This is a genomic window from Arthrobacter sp. B0316-1-20, assembly GCF_059091865.1.
On the sequence record NZ_JBNHHC010000014.1, the window covers coordinates 21371 to 38280 of the forward strand.

The 16910-nt window shown below is 68.5% G+C and carries 19 protein-coding genes; 7 read left to right on the plus strand and 12 right to left on the minus strand.

What is annotated here, in order from left to right; all coding sequences use genetic code 11:
* Nucleotides 1-36 precede the first annotated feature (36 nt).
* Both AC5RW2_RS21965 and AC5RW2_RS21970 read left to right on the plus strand, forming a co-directional pair.
* Nucleotides 37-687, plus strand: coding sequence for a LysE/ArgO family amino acid transporter (locus AC5RW2_RS21965; RefSeq protein WP_494001108.1), 651 nt, complete (start codon nt 37-39; stop codon nt 685-687).
* Between the two features lie 22 nt (nt 688-709).
* Nucleotides 710-1231: a metallophosphoesterase family protein gene (locus AC5RW2_RS21970; protein WP_494074559.1), complete on the plus strand. Its 522-nt coding sequence runs from the start codon at nt 710-712 to the stop codon at nt 1229-1231.
* Here the strand turns inward: AC5RW2_RS21970 and AC5RW2_RS21975 are convergent.
* Nucleotides 1228-1422 carry a DUF2795 domain-containing protein gene (locus AC5RW2_RS21975; protein WP_493979809.1) on the minus strand — a complete coding sequence of 65 codons (195 nt, stop codon included), beginning with the start codon at nt 1420-1422 and terminating at the stop codon, nt 1228-1230. The two genes, AC5RW2_RS21970 and AC5RW2_RS21975, sit on opposite strands and share 4 nt — an antisense overlap.
* 371 nt (nt 1423-1793) lie before the next feature.
* Between AC5RW2_RS21975 and AC5RW2_RS21980 the strand changes: the two genes are divergently transcribed.
* The 3 genes from AC5RW2_RS21980 to AC5RW2_RS21990 all read left to right on the plus strand — a co-directional run bounded on the left by AC5RW2_RS21980 (nt 1794) and on the right by AC5RW2_RS21990 (nt 5512).
* Nucleotides 1794-2462, plus strand: a complete 669-nt coding sequence (locus AC5RW2_RS21980; RefSeq protein ID WP_494074560.1) for a transglycosylase family protein — start codon at nt 1794-1796, stop codon at nt 2460-2462.
* A gap of 113 nt (nt 2463-2575) precedes the next feature.
* On the plus strand, nt 2576-4267 hold the full coding sequence (locus AC5RW2_RS21985) for a long-chain-fatty-acid--CoA ligase (RefSeq protein WP_494074561.1): 1692 nt from the start codon (nt 2576-2578) through the stop codon (nt 4265-4267).
* Between the two features lie 255 nt (nt 4268-4522).
* Nucleotides 4523-5512 carry an ABC transporter substrate-binding protein gene (locus tag AC5RW2_RS21990; RefSeq protein ID WP_494074562.1) on the plus strand — a complete coding sequence of 330 codons (990 nt, stop codon included), beginning with the start codon at nt 4523-4525 and terminating at the stop codon, nt 5510-5512.
* 108 nt (nt 5513-5620) lie between these two features.
* On the opposite strand, the gene AC5RW2_RS21995 is transcribed toward AC5RW2_RS21990, so the two are convergent.
* The gene (locus AC5RW2_RS21995; RefSeq protein ID WP_494001103.1) at nt 5621-6205 is read right to left on the minus strand and encodes an LOG family protein; all 585 of its coding nucleotides are present in this window, start codon (nt 6203-6205) and stop codon (nt 5621-5623) included.
* A gap of 36 nt (nt 6206-6241) precedes the next feature.
* Between AC5RW2_RS21995 and AC5RW2_RS22000 the strand changes: the two genes are divergently transcribed.
* Nucleotides 6242-6781 carry a DinB family protein gene (locus AC5RW2_RS22000; protein ID WP_494074563.1) on the plus strand — a complete coding sequence of 180 codons (540 nt, stop codon included), beginning with the start codon at nt 6242-6244 and terminating at the stop codon, nt 6779-6781.
* A gap of 11 nt (nt 6782-6792) precedes the next feature.
* On the opposite strand, the gene AC5RW2_RS22005 is transcribed toward AC5RW2_RS22000, so the two are convergent.
* The 3 genes from AC5RW2_RS22005 to AC5RW2_RS22015 form a co-directional block, all read right to left on the minus strand.
* The gene (locus AC5RW2_RS22005; RefSeq protein WP_494024084.1) at nt 6793-7008 is read right to left on the minus strand and encodes an Rv3202a family protein; all 216 of its coding nucleotides are present in this window, start codon (nt 7006-7008) and stop codon (nt 6793-6795) included.
* A 61-nt stretch (nt 7009-7069) separates the two neighbouring features.
* Nucleotides 7070-7369 (minus strand): MoaD/ThiS family protein, encoded by a 300-nt coding sequence (locus AC5RW2_RS22010; protein ID WP_494074564.1) that lies wholly within the window; start codon nt 7367-7369, stop codon nt 7070-7072.
* Nucleotides 7370-7384: 15 nt separating this feature from the next.
* Nucleotides 7385-8482, minus strand: coding sequence for a WD40/YVTN/BNR-like repeat-containing protein (locus tag AC5RW2_RS22015; protein ID WP_494001100.1), 1098 nt, complete (start codon nt 8480-8482; stop codon nt 7385-7387).
* A gap of 95 nt (nt 8483-8577) precedes the next feature.
* On the opposite strand from AC5RW2_RS22015, the gene AC5RW2_RS22020 reads away from it, so the two are divergent.
* A complete protein-coding gene (locus AC5RW2_RS22020; protein ID WP_494074565.1) occupies nt 8578-9846 on the plus strand; it encodes an MFS transporter in 1269 nt (422 codons plus the stop codon).
* 164 nt (nt 9847-10010) lie between these two features.
* On the opposite strand, the gene bcp is transcribed toward AC5RW2_RS22020, so the two are convergent.
* The 7 genes from bcp to AC5RW2_RS22055 all read right to left on the minus strand — a co-directional run bounded on the left by bcp (nt 10011) and on the right by AC5RW2_RS22055 (nt 16824).
* Nucleotides 10011-10475, minus strand: coding sequence for a thioredoxin-dependent thiol peroxidase (gene bcp / locus AC5RW2_RS22025; RefSeq protein ID WP_494074566.1), 465 nt, complete (start codon nt 10473-10475; stop codon nt 10011-10013).
* Nucleotides 10476-10646: 171 nt separating this feature from the next.
* Nucleotides 10647-11612, minus strand: a complete 966-nt coding sequence (locus AC5RW2_RS22030) for a PDR/VanB family oxidoreductase (protein WP_494074567.1) — start codon at nt 11610-11612, stop codon at nt 10647-10649.
* 48 nt (nt 11613-11660) lie between these two features.
* Nucleotides 11661-12797: a histidinol-phosphate transaminase gene (locus AC5RW2_RS22035; RefSeq protein WP_494074568.1), complete on the minus strand. Its 1137-nt coding sequence runs from the start codon at nt 12795-12797 to the stop codon at nt 11661-11663.
* Nucleotides 12798-12814: 17 nt separating this feature from the next.
* Nucleotides 12815-14077 (minus strand): alpha-hydroxy acid oxidase, encoded by a 1263-nt coding sequence (locus tag AC5RW2_RS22040; protein WP_494074569.1) that lies wholly within the window; start codon nt 14075-14077, stop codon nt 12815-12817.
* Nucleotides 14078-14195: 118 nt separating this feature from the next.
* A complete protein-coding gene (locus AC5RW2_RS22045; protein ID WP_494024091.1) occupies nt 14196-14963 on the minus strand; it encodes an amino acid ABC transporter ATP-binding protein in 768 nt (255 codons plus the stop codon).
* Nucleotides 14960-15904: an amino acid ABC transporter permease gene (locus tag AC5RW2_RS22050; protein ID WP_494025082.1), complete on the minus strand. Its 945-nt coding sequence runs from the start codon at nt 15902-15904 to the stop codon at nt 14960-14962. The genes AC5RW2_RS22045 and AC5RW2_RS22050 overlap by 4 nt, the downstream gene beginning before the upstream one ends.
* The gene (locus tag AC5RW2_RS22055) at nt 15901-16824 is read right to left on the minus strand and encodes an ABC transporter substrate-binding protein (RefSeq protein ID WP_494074570.1); all 924 of its coding nucleotides are present in this window, start codon (nt 16822-16824) and stop codon (nt 15901-15903) included. Before AC5RW2_RS22055 ends, AC5RW2_RS22050 begins: the two co-directional genes overlap by 4 nt.
* Nucleotides 16825-16910 lie beyond the last annotated feature (86 nt).

A 16910-nucleotide genomic window follows, 5' to 3' on the forward strand; every position in this document is an offset into this window, starting at 1 on the left:
CCAGCTTACGTAACGCAAGTTTCTTTAGCTGTACTGATGCTCGGGTTGTCAGTAGCGTCGACTGTTGTGACCACCGCTATTGCTCCCACCGTTTTGTTGGGCCTGGGAACCGGGCTGGCCCTGATCGTCGCCATCGGGGCGCAAAACGCCTTCGTGCTGCGCCAGGGCATCCGCGGCGAGCACATCGGCGTCGTCGTTCTCATCTGCGCGGTGTCCGATGCAGTGCTGATCACCGCCGGCATTGCCGGCATCGGTGCCGTGATTCAGGCCGCTCCGGCGGTTGTGGACGTCATCCGCCTGGGCGGCGCGGCGTTCCTGCTGGCCTACGCGGTGTTCGCCGCCAAACGGGCAATCAGGCCGGGAGTGCTGACCGCCTCGGCCAATCGCTCCGGCGGGGGACTGGCCGCAACGGCTGCCACGGCGCTGGCCCTGACCTGGCTGAACCCGCACGTCTATCTGGACACGGTCCTCTTGCTCGGTTCCATCGCCAACACCCAGGGGCCGGAACTGCGCTGGTATTTCGGCGCCGGCGCCGTGGCGGGCAGCCTCATCTGGTTCGGCGCCCTCGGCTTCGGCGCCCGGCTGCTGCGGCCCTTCTTCGCCCGGCCCGGCTCCTGGCGCCTGCTCGACGGGTTGATCGCCGTCGTCATGCTGGCGCTCGGGCTGCGGATGGCCTTCGGCCTCTGACCCGATATGCGAGGATGCCGGTATGGCCACCTCATTGCTGCTGCTGGCGGACACCCACGTGCCGAAGCGGGCGCGGCACCTCCCGGACCAGGTGTGGGACGCGGTGGAGGCGGCCGACGTCGTCTTCCACGCCGGCGATTGGGTCACCGCCGGGCTGCTTAACGACCTGGAAGAGCGGAGCCGGCGGCTGGTCGGGGTGTACGGCAACAACGACGGCGATGACCTGCGCGCGCGGCTGCCGGAGATTGCCCGGGCGACGATCGCCGGGGTCCGGTTCGCCATGGTGCACGAAACCGGGTCGGCAAAGGGGCGCGAACAGCGCTGCCAAGCTCGCTTCCCCGATGCCGACGTGCTGGTGTTTGGCCACAGCCACATCCCCTGGGACACCACGACGCCCGGCGGCCTGCGGCTGCTGAACCCGGGTTCGCCCACGGACCGCCGCCGCCAGCCGGTCTGCACGTACATGACCGCGACGGCCGACGGCGGCCGCCTCTTCGACGTCGAGGTGGTGCCGGTGGACAGGGCTGCCGGCCGAGGGCGCTAGTTGCCGGCTACCGCTTTGCTGACCTCGGCCGGGCTTTCGTACTGCTTGTCGGGGAGATTCTTGAGCGCCGAGAGGACGTCGTCCCCGGCTCCGGATTGTTCCGCCTTCTTCACCAGGTCGGCGGCGGATGCCGGGTAGTCCACGCCGCCCAGGGCCTTCTGGATGTCAATGGGACTGGGATTCTCTGCCATGGGAAAACCTTCCGATCGAATAGGAATCCCCACGCTACGTGCTGGGCCGGGCAGTGGGAAGGGGCCATAGGGGCGCGGGCGCGCCTAGCCGTAATTCGAGCCGCCGCGCGCACCGACACGCTCGTGGCAGATCACGGTTTTGCAACGTTGGTTACTTTACGGTAACGTGCAGTTCGTGCGCGGGCGAGATGACCGTGCCAGGGGATGCCGGAACTTCCGGCATGAACTACCCATGGAATGCCCGGACGCTGCCCACGCCTTTCGCCGTCAGAATGGCAGACGTCCACATGACCTCGATTATGCGAGTGGCTGACGGCGGTGCGGAGACGTTCGGGGACGGACTGAGCACAAGGCGGCCTCAACGGAGCATTGTGAATCCAAACAAAAACCTGAACCTCAGCCGTGCCCTGCGTGGCGGCCTCGCCGCCGTCGCCCTGACAGGAGCCAGCGTTGCGCTGGTCGGACCGGCCGCGAACGCCGCCGATGGGGCAACCTGGGACGCACTGGCCCAGTGCGAATCCGGCGGCGACTGGAACATCAACACCGGCAACGGCTACTCCGGCGGCCTGCAGTTCGCCCCGGGGACGTGGGCGGCTAACGGCGGCAGCGGTTCTGCCGCTGATGCAAGCCGCGCAGAGCAAATTGCCGTGGCCGAGAACGTCCTGGACAGCCAGGGCTGGGGCGCCTGGCCCGCCTGCTCGTCCAAGCTGGGACTGGCCGGCGGCGGTGGAGGGTCGCAGGTGAGCAGCCAGTCGGCCCAGATCCAGCAGGCACCCGTCCAGCAGGCCCCGGTCGCCCAGGCTCCGGCCCCGGCACCGGCCGCCCAGGCTCCGGCCCCGGCACCGGCCGCACCCGCGGTCCAGGCACCGGCGGTCAGCGGCGAAACCTACACCGTGCAGCCCGGCGACACCCTGGGCAAGATCGCCCAGTCCCTGGGCCTTCAGGGCGGATGGCAGGAGTTGTTCGCCGCCAATGCGGACACCGTTTCCGATCCGAACCTGATCTTCGTGGACCAGGTTCTGCAGCTGCCCGCGCAGTAACCGGCATGACCCGCAGCGCCCCGTTCTCCGTCAGGAGGACGGGGCGCTGCTGGTTGGGCCCAAAAGACGCGCCCTAGACTGGTAGCAACCGAGTGAGAGGACGGGCCGCTGCTGTGTCCACCGTTGAGAATCGCCCGTGGCTGCAGAACTACCAGCCAGGCGTGCCGGCCGAGATCGATGTACCGACCGAATCCCTGTCGCACATGCTGGAAGACTCGGTCCGCCGGTTTCGGAGGAAGACGGCCCTCGACTTTTTCGGCGCCACGACCAGCTATCGCGAGCTGGGCCGCCAGATCGACCGGGTGGCGGAAGGCCTGCGCCGGCTTGGCGTAGGCCCGGGCAGCCGCGTGGCCTTGATCCTGCCGAACTGCCCCCAGCACGTGGTGGCCTTCTACGCCGTGCTGCGTCTGGGCGCCGTCGTCGTCGAACATAATCCGCTGTACACCGAGCGCGAACTCCGCCACCAGTTCGAGGACCACGGGGCGACGGTTGCCGTTGTCTGGAACAACGTGGTGGCCAAGGTGCAGGCGTTTCCGCCGGACATCGAGGTTAAGGCGATCGTGTCAGTGGACCTCGCCCGTGCGATGCCCCGGGCCAAGCGCCTGGCCCTGCGGCTGCCCGTCCCGGCGGCCAGGACCGCGCGGAAGGCGCTGACCACGCGGGTTAAGGGAACCGTGACGTGGGAGAGGCTGCTGCAGGCCAGGCCGCTGAAGAAGTCGCACCCCCGGCCGGCGGTGACCGACCTGGCGGCCATCCAGTACACCTCCGGCACCACCGGCAAACCCAAGGGCGCCATGCTGACGCACCGGAACCTGCGGGCCAACGCGGAGCAGGGCCGCGCGTGGATGCACGGCGTGTCCGAGGGCAAGGAGGTCATGTACGCGATCCTGCCGATGTTCCACGCCTTCGGGATGACCCTGCACCTGACGTTCGGGGTGCTCATCGGCGCGCGGGTGGTCCTGTTTCCCAAGTTTGACGTGGACCTGGTGCTGGCAGCGGCGAAGAAGACCCCGCCCACCATCTTCTGCGCGGTGCCGCCCATTTACGAGCGGACCGCCCGGGAGGCCAGGAAGCGCCGGGTGGATTTGGGGTCCGTGCGGTTCGCCATCTCGGGTGCCATGAACCTGCCGCAGGCCACCGTGGACCTGTGGGAGGAGACCGCCGGCGGCCTGCTGGTGGAGGGTTACGGGATGACGGAGACCTCGCCGGTGGCCCTGGGCAACCCGTTCGCGCCGACGCGGCAGAACGGCACGATCGGTGTCCCGTTCCCCAGCACGGAGATGCGGGTGGTTGACCCGGAGGACCCGGCGCGCGACGTCGCGCGGGGACAGCCGGGCGAACTCCTGATCCGCGGCCCGCAGGTCTTCCAGGGGTACTGGGGCAAGCCGGAGGAAACGGCGGAGGTCCTGCTCGACGGCGGCTGGGTGCGCACCGGCGACATCGTCACCGTGGACGCGCAGCACAACGTCCGCATCGTCGACCGGGTGAAGGAACTGATCATCACCGGCGGCTTCAACGTCTCGCCGTCCGAAGTCGAAGACGCCCTCCGCTCACACCCCGACGTCGTGGAGGCCGCGGCGGTCGGCCTTCCGCGCCCGGAGGGCGGCGAGGAGGTGGCGGCCGCCGTCGTGCTTCGCCCCGGAGGCGCCGTCCGGCTGGACGAACAGGGGTTGCGGGACTACTGCCGCGGCCGGTTGGCCGCGTACAAGGTCCCGCGCCAAATCGTCGCGGTTCAGGAGCTGCCCAAGTCGATCCTGGGCAAGGTGCTGCGCAAGCAGGTCAAGGAGCAACTCGCCGTCCGGTGAGGGCGAGTGCTGGCGGGCCCGGCAACAAGGGGGCGACGACGAGCAGAGTGGGTGGCGCGAACCAGCGGGGGCGGGGGTGACGCGAACAAGGGGTGACGCCAACAAGTGGGTGACGCGTCACATTTCGAACGCGCGGCAGGCGTGCGGTGTGAGCCGTGACATAGTGGTCCCCGGTGGCAGCGCAATGACCGCGCTCTCCGGTTGGGGGAGATCCGCGGGCACTGTCACTTGATTTTTTCGAACTGAGGAAGTGACATGAAGCGAACATTCCTGACGCTGCTGGCCGGTGTCTCCGCGCTTGGCCTGGCGGCTTGTGGATCCGGATCGCCCAGCGGCGGCGGAGGCAACGAGGCCGGGGGGAACGAATCCGCCGGCGCCGGCGACCTGACCAAGGTGACCGTTGGCGTGATCCCGATTGTGGACACCGCACCGCTGTGGCTCGGTGACTCGAAGGGTTTCTTCGAAGAAGAGGGCCTGGACCTGGACATCCAGAACGTCGCCGGCGGCGCGGCGGCCATCCCCGCCGTGGTCAGCGGCGGGTTCGACTTCGCCTTCGGCAACGTCGTCTCGGTCATGGTCGCCAACGACAAGGGCCTGGACATCCAGCTGGTGGCCAACGGCAACTCCACCTCGGGAGACACCTCGCACGACTTCGGCGGGGTGGTGGTGAAGGGCGATTCGGACATCAAGTCGCCCAAGGACCTGGCCGGCAAGACCGTGTCCGTGAATACCCTCTCCAACATCGGCGACACCACGATCCGCAGCGTGATCGAGGCCGACGGCGGCGACCCCGAGAGCGTGAAGTTCGTCGAGATCGGTTTCCCGGACGCCCCGGCCGCGCTGGCCAACGGTCAGGTTGACGCCGCGTGGATCCTGGACCCGTTCCTGTCCCAGTCCGTCGAGGACGGCGGCCGCGTGGTCTCCTACAACTTCGCCGACTTCGACAAGAACCTGGATATCTCGGGCTACTTCGCCACCGGCGAGACGGTTTCCGGCGATCCGGAACTGGTGAAGAAGTTCCAGGCCGCGATGAACCGCTCGCTGGAGTACGCGCAGGAGAACCCGGACGAGGTCCGGGAGATCGTGGGCACCTACACCAAGATCGACGAAGCCGCCCGCGCGGAGATGGCCCTGCCCACGTTCCGCAAGGACTTCAACATGGAGGCGGCGCAGAAGCTCGCCGACGCCGCCCTGAAGTACGGCACGCTGCAGAAGCCGGCGGAACTGGACAAGTTCTTCCCGTAGGCTTCAACGTCTTACCCCGGTACGACGGCGGGACCTCCCGGCCGTCTGCTGCCCACGACAGCGCCTCTCCCGGACGGGAGGGGCGCTGTCTGCATTCCGCTGAAACCGCTAGATGCGGCTGCGCTCGCCGGGGTCCCGCCACTTGCGCACCGGCGGCGTCCAGTCCTCGATGGCGTCCAGCAGTTCGGCGGCGGAGCCTGCCACTATGACCGCATCCCGGTAGTCCTGCTTTAGGAAGCCGCCTGCGACCAGGCCGTCGATGGTCGCCAGCAGTTGGTCCCAGAAACCGTTGATGTTCAGGAAGGCCACGGGCTTCTCGTGGATCCCGAGCTGAAGCCACGTCCAGGCCTCGAAGATCTCCTCCAGCGTCCCGATGCCGCCCGGCAGCGCCACGAAGGCGTCGGCCAGGTCCGCCATCATTTGTTTGCGCTCGTGCATGGAGTCCACCACGTGCAGGGTGCTCAGCCCGACGTGCCCCACTTCGGTCTTGTCCAACGATTCGGGGATCACGCCCACCACGTCGCCGCCGGCTGCCACCGCACTGTCCGCGACGACGCCCATCAGGCCTACCTGCCCACCGCCGTACACGATCCCGATGCCGCGCGAGGCCAGTTCCGTGGCGAACCGCTCCGCCTCCCGCGCGTAGATGTCGTCCCTGCCGCTGGCCGATCCCGTGAAAACTGCAAGTCGCATGCGGCCATTATTCCAGTGCCGCTAGACTCGCTGACCATGAGCGACGTGGACGAGCAAGGCCGCACCGACCCTCCGCTGGCGGCGGGGGAGGCGGAGACCCTGTTGGGTTTCCTGGAGTTCCACCGCGCCACTTTCGAATGGAAGTGCGCCGGCCTGGGTGCCAAGGAGTTGGCGGCGCGGCTGGCTCCGTCGAGCATGACGTTGGGCGGGATGCTCAAGCATCTGGCGTTCGTCGAAGACTACTGGTTCTCCGTGCGGTTGCATGGGCAGGACCCGCAGCCACCCTGGGACACTGTGGACTGGAAGGCCAGCCCGGACTGGGACTGGCAGTCCGCGGGTGAAGACACACCGGAACAGCTCCGCCGCATGTGGAAAGCCGCCGTGGCACGCTCCCGCTCCCTGACCGCTGAAGCCTTGGCCGACGGGGGCCTTGACGGGGCCGGCTCGTCGGCCGGGTCCACTACCGGGGTTCCCGGTCTGCGGTGGATCCTGGTCCACATGATCGAGGAGTACTCGCGGCACAACGGGCATGCCGACCTGCTGCGCGAGGCAGTGGACGGACTGGTCGGGGAGTAGCGGTCCCGCTGCTACTCGGCTTCCCCGCGCGGATACTCGTCGTCCTCGTCGGACTTGACCGGTTCCAGCTGCTCCTGCAGGTCCGCCTCGTTCGCCTCCCAGGTGGAGATTATCTCCGGGGATGCTTCGTGTTCCAAGTCGTCACTGTGGACTGGAAGGGCCTGTTCCTGCACATCCGCCTCGTTGGCTTCCGTGATGTCTGCTTCGTGCTGGCTGTTGCTGGTCATCGGGTCCCTCCTCCAAGTTGCGGCGGCTATTGGTACACCATTGTCGGCTTAATCGTCGATCCTATCCACCGGCGACGGACTGGATAATCAGCAGTTCCTGCCCCGGTTCCACGAGCGTCGCCGGTCCCTGCAGCGTGCGGATGTCCTCGCCGTCGAGATACAGATTGACGTAGCGGCGGATGGCCCCGGTTTCGTTGCGGACCCGGCGGTTGAAGACCGGGTAATCGCCGGCCAAGGCGTCCAGGATTTCCGCCACTGATCGCGGGCCGGATGCCGGCACGGTCAGCTCACGCTGCTCGCCGGTTACCTTGGCCAGCAGGCTGGGCACGACGACGGTGACCGCTTTTTCTGCCACACCCACCACAGGGATTCCTCCTTACAGGGTGGCCGCACGGACGCACAGGACATCCGGCAGCCCCGAGGCCACTTCCACGAAGACCTCGCCCTCGTCCGCACTGGCGTACACCGAGCCGCCGCGCGTGCCGAAGTAGACGCCGGCCGGATCGCCGGTGTCCACGGCGGCCGCGTCGCGCAGCACCACGTTGTAATCCTGGTCCGGCAGCCCGGTGGCGAAACGCGCCCAGGTGGCGCCGCCGTCGTCGGTCCGGTGCACGGCGAGATGCCCGTCCGGCGGGATCCGCTCGCCGTCGGCCTTGATCGGGACCACCCACGCGGTCCGGGACCTGCGCGGGTGGGTGAGCATGACGAAGCCGAAATCGGTGGGCAGCCCGTCGGCGATGGACTGCCAGTTGTCGCCGGAATCGTCCGAGCGGTAGACGCCGTGGTGGTTCTGCGCAAAGAGCGTGGACGGATCGGCGGCATCCCGCGCGATCTTGTGGACGCACTGGCCCACCTCGGGATTCGGATCGGGCATGAAGTAGGCGCTGATGCCGTGGTTACGTGCCTGCCAGCTGGCGCCGCCGTCGGTGGTCCGGTAGACGCCCCCGGTGCTCATCGCGACGTGCACGGTGTCCGGATCCTTGGGGCTCGGCAGCACCGAATGCACCGCCGCTCCGCCGTAACCGGCCCCCCACTGGTCCTTGTCCGGGTGTTCCCACAGGCTGCGGTTGAGCTCGAAGTGCTCGCCGCCGTCGGTGGACTTCCAGACCGAAATCGGTTCGCAGCCGGCCCAGACAACGCCCGGCCGGTCCGCGGCGTCGGGCTGGATCTGCCAGATCCGCTCCACCGCGGCGCCGTCGTTGTCGCCGAAACGGATGGCGCCGTTCTCCGGTTCGGTCCACGTCTCGCCAAGGTCCTCCGAGCGGAAGATCGTGGGGCCCCAGTGTTCGGAACGGGCTCCCACCAGCAAGCGGGTCGAGCCGCCGCGCTGGTCGATCCCGATGCTGGGGATCTCGTTCATCAAAAAGTGCGGGCCGGACAGAGACCAATTGGTCCGGTCGCGGCTGGTAGCCAGCCACAGCCCTTTCTTGGTCCCGATCGCCAGGACCGTCTCCCCAGTAGCCATGCCACCCATTCGACCACCGGGCTACCGGCTGCGCAACGGTTTTGCGACGAATGGCCTGGTGCGGGGCAGAATGGGGAGGCCGGCCGTACTTCAGGAACGAGGACATGAGCACGCATCCGCCGAACCAGCCCGGCTCCCGCATCTGGCTTTGGGTCCTGATGACGGCCGCCGTGCTGACCCAGACGTCCCTGAACCTGTCGCGGCCGGTGGTTTCCTACAAGCTGCTGGCCCTGGGCGGAGACGCGGCAGTCATCGGCGTCGTGACCGCCGTTTACGCCGTGCTGCCGGTGGTGGCGGCGCTGTGGCTGGGGCGGGTGAGCGACCGGATTCCGTCGCTCAAGGGCATGGTCGCGTTGGGTGCGGCCCTGCTGGCGGTGGCCACGCTGGGGCTGGCCCTGGCGCAGGGGTTCGCGGTCATCGCGACCTCCATGGCCCTGCTCGGGGTGGGGCACCTCGTGTTCACCATTGCCGGCCAGTCCGCCATCGGGCGGTATGCGCCGCTGAACCAGATGGACAGCGGTTTCGGCTGGTTCACCGCCGCGTTTTCGCTGGGCCAGTTGATCGGCCCGCTGCTGGCCGGGCTGCTGCTGGGCAGCGAGACCGCGGGAGTGGGGCCGAGCTGGCTCGGCGCCATCGACCTGACCCTGCTGCTGGCGGCCGGCATCGCCGCAGCCGGGGCGCCCGTGATGCTGATCGGCGCGCATCCCGGCGCCGCGGCCCGCCGGTTCCGCCGCGGCAAGAACGACGGCGGTGCGGCGCGGGCACCGCTGGTGAAGGAGCCGGTGCGCCAGATCCTGCGGCGGCCCGGCGTGGCCTGGAACATGCTGGCGTCCATGGCGCTGCTCTCGGTGATCGACATCCTGGTGGCGTTCCTGCCGCTGGTCGGCGAGGAACTCGGGGTGCCGCCGCTCTGGGTGGGCGTCCTGCTGGCCGTGCGGGCGGGCGCGTCGATCATCTCGCGGATCCTGCTGCCATGGCTGGTGCACCGCTGGACCCGGATCCAATTGCTGGTGGTCAGCCTGCTGGGCGCCGGCGCGGCGATCGCGGTGACGCCGTTCGTCCTGGAACCCTTCTGGGTGGCCGCGGCCGCGCTGTTTGTGGGCGGGTTCCTCCTGGGCCTGGGCCAGCCCTTGACCATGACGCTGATCAGCCACGCCGTCCGGCCGGAATCCCGGGGATCGGCGCTGGCGCTGCGGCTGCTGGGCAACCGGGTGGGGCAGGTCGTGCTGCCGCTGGCGGCGGGCCTGGTGGCCGCCCCGCTCGGCCCCGGCGGCGCCATCTGGTTCTCCTGCGCGGTGCTGGGGGCCGCGGCCGCGGCACGGTTGACGGTGCGCACCGGCGGTGGCGGCGGCGGTCGGCAGCTTGCCGACTGACGCCGGCCTGACGGCTCCGGTTCGGGCACACGCTCCGGATCGGGCGCACGCTCCGTTTCGGGCGACTGCTCCGGTTGTTTAGTGGAGCAGGCGCCCGAAACGGAGCGACGACGGCGCCAGCCAAGCACCGCCGTCGTGCTTGGAGGGTTGGGAAGTTTCCGGGACTAGACCCCGAGCGTTTCCCGCAGGCGGGCGACGTGGCCCTTGGCGTCCACGTCGTACTCGGCGTGCTTGATGGTTCCGTCCGGACCGATCACGAAGGTGCTGCGGAGCGTGCCGGTGAAGACCTTCCCACCGAAGGTCTTGTCCCCGTAGGAACCGTATGCCTTGGCGACGGCGAAGTCGGGGTCGGAGAGCAGCGGGAACGTCAGGCCCTCGGCGTCGCTGAACGCCTGGATGGCCTCGGGGCCGTCCGGGGAGATGCCAATGACGTCGTAGTTGGCGGCCTGCAGGGAGTTGAGGCTGTCGCGGAAGTCGCAGGCCTCGGTGGTGCAGCCGGGAGTGGCGGCCTTGGGGTAGAAGTAGACCACCACGTTCCCGCCGGCGTAGTCGGACAGCGAGACCTTCTTGCCGTCGGCGTCGGAGAGGGTGAACTCGGGGGCGGACATGCCGGGCTGGAGCTGGGACAAGAAGATCCTCTTTCGTCGCAGGTAACAGTGGAACCGTGCTTTCGTCACCGAGTCTAATGGTGAGGCCGTCCGGAGCGCGCCGCTGCCCCATCAATGCGTGAGGCATCGAGCGCTCCGGATATGGTCAAGTTTTGGACACCCGCCAGGGAGGGGCGGAAGCTCGGGGCCGGCTCAGATATCCAATACGAGGCGCCTGCCCTTGCAGCGCGAGACGCAGATCATCATGGTGTCCCCGGCCGCGCGCTCCTCGTCCGAGAGCAGGCTGTCCCGGTGATCGGGCTCGCCGGAAATGACCGGGGTCTCGCAGGTGCCGCAGATGCCCTCGCGGCAGGAGTTCAGCACGGGAATGCCAATGTCCATCAAGGCCTGCAGGATGGTGGTGCCGGCGGGGACGGTGACCTCGGTGCCGTCAGCGGTCTCGACCACAAATTCGCTGTCTGCTTCCGCCGCGGCCGGCACGGGGGCGGGACCGGCAGCAAAGCGCTCGAAGTGGTACCGGCCCGGATCCGCCCAGCCCGCGGTCAGTTGTTCCAGCGCGGCCAGCAGCGGACCGGGTCCGCACGCATAGACGTGGGCGGCGGCGTCGAGTTCGGCCAGCAGCGGTCCGAGCGGGAAGAGGCCGGACTCGTCGTCGGCGTGGAAGCGGACGCGCTCGCCGTAAGCGGCCAGTTCGTCCTGGAAGGCCATCGAGGTGCGGCTGCGGCCCAGGTAGACCAGCGTCCAGTCCGAGCCGGCGGCCTCGGCCTGCCGAACCATGGCCAGGATCGGGGTGATGCCGATGCCGCCGGCGATGAACAGGTAGCTGCCGGCCGGTTCCAGGGCGAAGTTGTTCCGCGGGCCGCGCACCTGCAGCTTGGTGCCGGGCCGCAGCTCGTCATGGATCCAGGCCGAGCCTCCGCGTCCGGCCGGCTCCCGCAGCACGCCCAGGCGCCAGAAGTCGTCCTCCGGCCGGGAGCAGAGCGAGTACTGCCGCAGCAGTCCGTTGGGCAGCAGCACATCAACGTGCGCGCCGGCCTGCCACGCAGGCAAAGCCTCGCCCCGGGGATGCTGTAGCCGCAGCGCCACCACCGAGTCGGAGGCGGGCTCGATCCGGGTGACCTCGACGTCGAAGAAGCCGTCGTGCGGTGCGGTTTCCATAAAGTTTTCTCCTTGATGAAGCGGCCGGCGGATGCCGGTGGCTGGTGGTCAGGGCGCGGCAGGCGCCGGGATCTGTGTGGCCAAACCCGGGACGGCGTCGACGGCGGTGAGCACGGCCGCCGATGCCTCCCGGCCGGCGAGGGTGATGCGCACGCCGTCGCCGTCGAAGGCCCGGACTGACACGGACCTCTGTAGGCAGGCGGCCTCAAGTTCGCGGGAACGGGTGCCGGCGGGAATCCACACGAAGTTTCCGCCACTGTCCGGAACGAGGATCCCGCGCCCGCTCAGCTGGGCGGTCAGATCTTCCCGTTGGGCCACGATGTCCGCCACGGTCGCGGCCGTGCGCTCCGGTTCGGACCAGGCAGCCACCGCGGCCGCCTCAGCCACCCGGCTGAGGGGGAACGGCAGGGCGGCGCGCCGGAGCATCGCGGTGATCTCTTCGGATCCTGCCAGATAGCCGGCACGCAGCCCGGCCAGACCGTAGGCCTTGGAAAAGGTACGCAGGACGACCAGGTTGGGGAAGGCTGCCAGCAGCGACACGGCGTCGTGTTTCGGGAGGGAGAATTCGCGGTAGGCCTCGTCCAAAATGATCAGCACGTGCGGCGGCACCTGGTGCAGGAACTGCAGCATTTCGGCATCGGTGACAGTGGTGCCAGTGGGGTTGTTGGGGCTGCACACGATCACGGCGCGGGTCGCGGGGCCGATCGCGGCGGCCATGGCGTCCAGGTCGTGCCGGGCGGCGGCGTCGAGCGGGACCTCGACGGCTGCCGCTCCGGCGACCCCGGCGAGGATCGGGTATGCCTCGTAGCTGCGCCAGGCATAGACGACCTCGTCGCCCGGGCCGGTGTACGTGGACAGCAGCAGCTGCAGCAGCGCCAACGAACCTGCCCCGGCCAGCACCTGTTCGGGACCGAGGCCCAGCCGGGCGGCGACCGCACCGACCAGTTCATCCCCGGCCAGGCTCGGATACCGGTTGGCCGCAGCTCCTGCGGCGGCGATGGCTGCCTGCACCGCCGGCGACGGCGGCACCGGTGACTCGTTGGACGAGGCGATCCAGCGCACGGCCGCTTTCCCGGCGGACCGGGAGTATCCCGGCAGCGTGGCGATGCCCGGACGCGGCTTCGGGGCAATGGAGCCGTCCGGCGGCGCGAAGGGGTGCCGGGGACTGCCCAGAGGATCGCTCACCCTGTTCCTTTCTCGGTTCATGGCCTGGCCGGGATCGGCCCGGGCATCGGTACCTGGGGCGCGGCGGTCCCGGCTCCGAGGTCGAGCAACTCGGGGCAGCGCCGGCGCAATTCCGCGGTGCTGGTGACCCCCAGCAGCGCCAGCGTGCGTCGGAACTGGCCTATCAGCAGCTCGGCCAGGCGGACGACGCCGGGTTCCCCGGCGGCAGCGAGCGCCCACAGGTAGGGCCGCCCGACCATGGCCAGATCGGCACCCAGGGCGACTGCGGTCGCGATGTCCGCCCCGTGGCGGATGCCGGAATCCACGACGACGGCGAAGTCCTCGCCGACGGCCTGCCGGACCGGAGCGATCAGCTCGGCCGGGGCAACCGTCTGGTCCAGCTGCCGCCCGCCATGGTTGGAAAGATGCACGCCGTCCACCCCCAGCTCACGGGCCCTGAGCGCGTCGGCCGGCCCCACCGGCCCCTTCAGCAGCAGCTTGCCGGGCCAGGCGGCCCGCAGCTGGGCCAGGTCGGCCCACGTGACTGCCGGGTCGAACTGGGAGCCGATGTTCTCGATCGTGTAGCCGGATTCGGCCGGGCCGTCGGTGAGGTTGGCGAACTGCAACCCGGGGGCGCGCAGCATCTTGGTCCAGTAACCGGGCTTGGCCCCGATGTCCAACAGGCTGTTGGCGGTGAGCCGGGGCGGGATGGTGAACCCGTTGCGCACGTCCCGCAGCCGATTGCCGGAAACCGCGGTGTCCACGGCCACTTCCAGGACGCGGTAACCCGCGTCGGCCGCCCGGCGGACCAGTTCGAAGGTCCTGGCGCGGTCCTTCCACACGTAGAGCTGGAACCAGCGGTCGGCCGCCGGGTCCGCCGCCAAATCCTCGAGCGCTGTGGTGGCCATGGTGGAGAGTACGTAGGGCAGCCCCGCCCCGGCCGCCGCTCGGGCAACGGCGGGTTCGCCGTCCGGGCTGATCATCCGGGTGTAGCCGGTGGGAGCGAAGCCCAGCGGTGCGGCGACGTGCCGGCCCAGGACGGTGGCAGCGGTGTCCGGGGCACTGACGTCCGCCAGCACAACCGGGGTGAACCGGCGTCGGGCGAAGGCCTCGGTATTGCCGGCCAGGCTGTGCTCGGCGTCGGCACCACCGTCGATGTAGTCCAGCACGGAGCCCGGCAACCGGCGGGCGGCGAGCCGCCGCAGGTCCTCGACGGTGTGGCAGCGGGCGAGGGCACGCTCGCTCCGGGAGCCCTGCGGAATCTTGAACGAGACCAAGCCCAGGGCCTCGGTCAGCTTCACGGCAACACCTTTCCGGGGTTCCTGGTGTTGCCGTGAGGCCCCGCGGCGCCGGGCCTCACAGCCGGTCCGGCGCCGCGGCACGGGCATAGGGCGGCCTCGGAGCGCAAGGGGGCAGCGCTCATGCCAGCACCTTGGACAGGAACGCCTGGGTCCGGGCCTCGCGGGGGTTCTCCAGCACCTGGCGGGGCTCACCGCTTTCGACCAAGCATCCATCGGCCATGAAGTGCACAACGTCCCCGACCTCCTTGGCGAAGCCCATTTCATGGGTCACCACGATCATCGTCATGCCCGACGCCGCGAGCTGCACCATCACCTCCAGCACCTCGCCAACCAGCTCCGGGTCCAGTGCCGAAGTCGGTTCATCGAAGAGCATGACCGAGGGCTTCAGCGCCAGGGCGCGGGCTATGGCCACCCGCTGCTGTTGGCCGCCGGAGAGCTGGCCCGGGTAGTGGTTGCGCTTCTCCGCAAGGCCCACCCGCTCCAGCAGGGCCATCCCCTCCTCGAGGGCGCGGGCCTTGGGCCGGCGCTGGACGATCGTGGGGCCCTCGATCACGTTCTCCAGCGCGGTACGGTGCGGGAACAGGTTGAACTGCTGGAACACCATGCCCACCGACGCCCGCTGCCGGGAGGTCTCGTGCTCTTTCATTTCGCGCAGACGGTTGCCGGTGCGCCGGTAACCGATTCGTTCGCCGTGTACCCACAGCTGCCCGCCGTCGATCTTCTCCAGATGGTTGATACAGCGCAGGAAGGTGCTCTTGCCCGAACCCGAGGGACCCAGCAGGCACGCAACCTGGCCGGCCTGCACGTCCAGGCTAATGCCCTTGAGCACCTCGACGTTGCCGAAGGACTTACGTACCCCTTGGGCGCTGACGATCGGATCATTCATTTCAGGGTCTCCAGTTCGACGGCGGGGGAGGCACCTGCCGGCACCAGTCCGGCAGGCTCGTTATGACGGGCACCCTTGGTCGGCCGGACCGGGGAAAAACCCCGCTCAAAGTGGCGTTCGACGTAGTACTGGCCGACGGAGAGCACCGCGGTGACGGCCAGGTACCAGATGGCAGCCACGATCAGCAGCGGGATGGTTTGGAAGGTGCGCGAGTAAATGATCGAGACCGAAGTCAGCAGCTCGCTGTAGCCGATGACGATCACCAGCGAGGTGTATTTGAGCATGCCGATGGTTTCGTTGCCGGTCGGCGGGATGATCACGCGCATGGCCTGGGGCAGCACCACCCGGCGCATGGTCTGGGTGCGTGACATGCCGATGGCCTTGGCGGCCTCGGTCTGGCCTTGGGGAATGGCCCGGATGCCGGAGCGGACGATTTCGCCCATGTAGGCGCCCTCGTTCAAGGCCAGCCCGAGCAGGGCGGCGGTGAAAGGCGAGATGACGGAGTTGGTGGCGATCTCGAAGAAGCTGGGACCGAACGGGATTCCGATCACGATCTTGGGCACCAGCGCGGCCAAGAAGAACCAGAACAGCAGTTGGACCATCAGAGGCGTGCCGCGGAAAAACCAGGAATAGGCCCACGCCGCGTAGGACAGAATCGGATTCGCCGAGAGCCGACAGACGGCGACGGCGATGCCAAGCACGATGCCGATGGCCATGGACACCGCCGTCAGCAGCAGGGTCTTGCCCAGACCGGCAAGCACCGGCGGGGCGAACAGGTACTGGCCGACGACGTCCCACTGGAAGCGTTCGTTGGTGACCATCGAATACGCGACCAGCACGGCGCCGGCCAAGACCAGCCCTGCAGCCACCCAGCGGCCGGTGTAGCGGGCCGGCAGAACGGTCAGGTCCTCCTCCTGCGCGCCCGGCTTGGTCCCGGTCACTCGGTGACCCCGTTGATCGGGAACTCGTCCATGGCGTGGTCGGACATCTCGTACTTGGCCAGGATTTCCCCGTAGCTGCCCTCGTCCTTCATGGCGACCAGTGCCTTCTGCACGGCTTCGGTCAGCTGCTTGCTGTCCTTCGGGAAGACGATGCCGAAGGCCAAGTCCTGGTAGCGCGGTCCCTGGACCAGTTGGCCGTTGCTCTCGGCGGCAATCACCGACCCGGACGTGGAATCCACCAGGAAGGCGTCTACACGCCCGCTCTGCACGGCCAGCACAGCCTGGTTCTGGCCGGCGAAGATGGTGACCTGCAGCGGGTCCTTGCCGGCTGCCTTGCACTTCTCCGACTGTTCGGCGGCGTCGGCATCCTCGGTGGTGCCCTTGACGATACCGACCGACCTGCCGCACAGGTCGTCGAGGGTCTTAATGCTCTCGGCGTTGGCGGTGGCGGTCATAATGCCGCCGCCGGCGGAGAAGTAGTCGACGAAATCCACCTGCTTCTGCCGTTCCACGGTGTCGGACATGGCGGACATGGCCATGTCGTAGCGGGCCGAGACCAAGCCAGGGATGATCGCGTCGAAGGCGATGTTGTTGAATTCCAGCGTGACGCCCAGCTGTTTTTCAAGCTCGTCGGCGATCTCGCGGTCGATGCCGACGATGGTGGTGCCATCGGTGTCGAAGGACTCGAACGGGGGGTATTCGACGTTGCTGGCGACGTTGATCTTGCCGGCCTCTTGGATGGCCTCAGGCAGTTCGCCGAACAGGGGCGCCTTTGCCCCCGCGGCCGCGGCCGGTGTGGCTGCCCCGGTCCCGCCGCTGCCGGCATCGGCACTGCCGGCACAGCCCGCCAAGGCGAGGGCCGCGGACAGCCCCAATGCCGCCAGAAGGGGCTTACGTGGGGAGACTGTCGAAAATACCATTTTCCTACACTCCTGAAATAGTTGTATGGCTTGCTGCAAATGAATGGTAAATATTCGAAACCGTTCCGGTAATTATCGGTTGCCCC

What these genes read in the sequence shown, in the direction of transcription:
- AC5RW2_RS22020 (WP_494074565.1), top strand. Translation starts at nt 8,578, where the DNA reads ATGAGCACGCATCCGCCGAACCAGCCCGGCTCCCGCATCTGGCTTTGG.
- AC5RW2_RS22015 (WP_494001100.1), bottom strand. Translation starts at nt 8,482, where the DNA reads ATGGGTGGCATGGCTACTGGGGAGACGGTCCTGGCGATCGGGACCAAG.
- AC5RW2_RS21975 (WP_493979809.1), bottom strand. Translation starts at nt 1,422, where the DNA reads ATGGCAGAGAATCCCAGTCCCATTGACATCCAGAAGGCCCTGGGCGGC.
- AC5RW2_RS21965 (WP_494001108.1), top strand. Translation starts at nt 37, where the DNA reads ATGCTCGGGTTGTCAGTAGCGTCGACTGTTGTGACCACCGCTATTGCT.
- AC5RW2_RS22055 (WP_494074570.1), bottom strand. Translation starts at nt 16,824, where the DNA reads ATGGTATTTTCGACAGTCTCCCCACGTAAGCCCCTTCTGGCGGCATTG.
- AC5RW2_RS21990 (WP_494074562.1), top strand. Translation starts at nt 4,523, where the DNA reads ATGAAGCGAACATTCCTGACGCTGCTGGCCGGTGTCTCCGCGCTTGGC.
- AC5RW2_RS21995 (WP_494001103.1), bottom strand. Translation starts at nt 6,205, where the DNA reads ATGCGACTTGCAGTTTTCACGGGATCGGCCAGCGGCAGGGACGACATC.
- AC5RW2_RS22045 (WP_494024091.1), bottom strand. Translation starts at nt 14,963, where the DNA reads ATGAATGATCCGATCGTCAGCGCCCAAGGGGTACGTAAGTCCTTCGGC.
- AC5RW2_RS22000 (WP_494074563.1), top strand. Translation starts at nt 6,242, where the DNA reads ATGAGCGACGTGGACGAGCAAGGCCGCACCGACCCTCCGCTGGCGGCG.
- AC5RW2_RS22005 (WP_494024084.1), bottom strand. Translation starts at nt 7,008, where the DNA reads ATGACCAGCAACAGCCAGCACGAAGCAGACATCACGGAAGCCAACGAG.
- AC5RW2_RS22030 (WP_494074567.1), bottom strand. Translation starts at nt 11,612, where the DNA reads ATGGAAACCGCACCGCACGACGGCTTCTTCGACGTCGAGGTCACCCGG.
- AC5RW2_RS21970 (WP_494074559.1), top strand. Translation starts at nt 710, where the DNA reads ATGGCCACCTCATTGCTGCTGCTGGCGGACACCCACGTGCCGAAGCGG.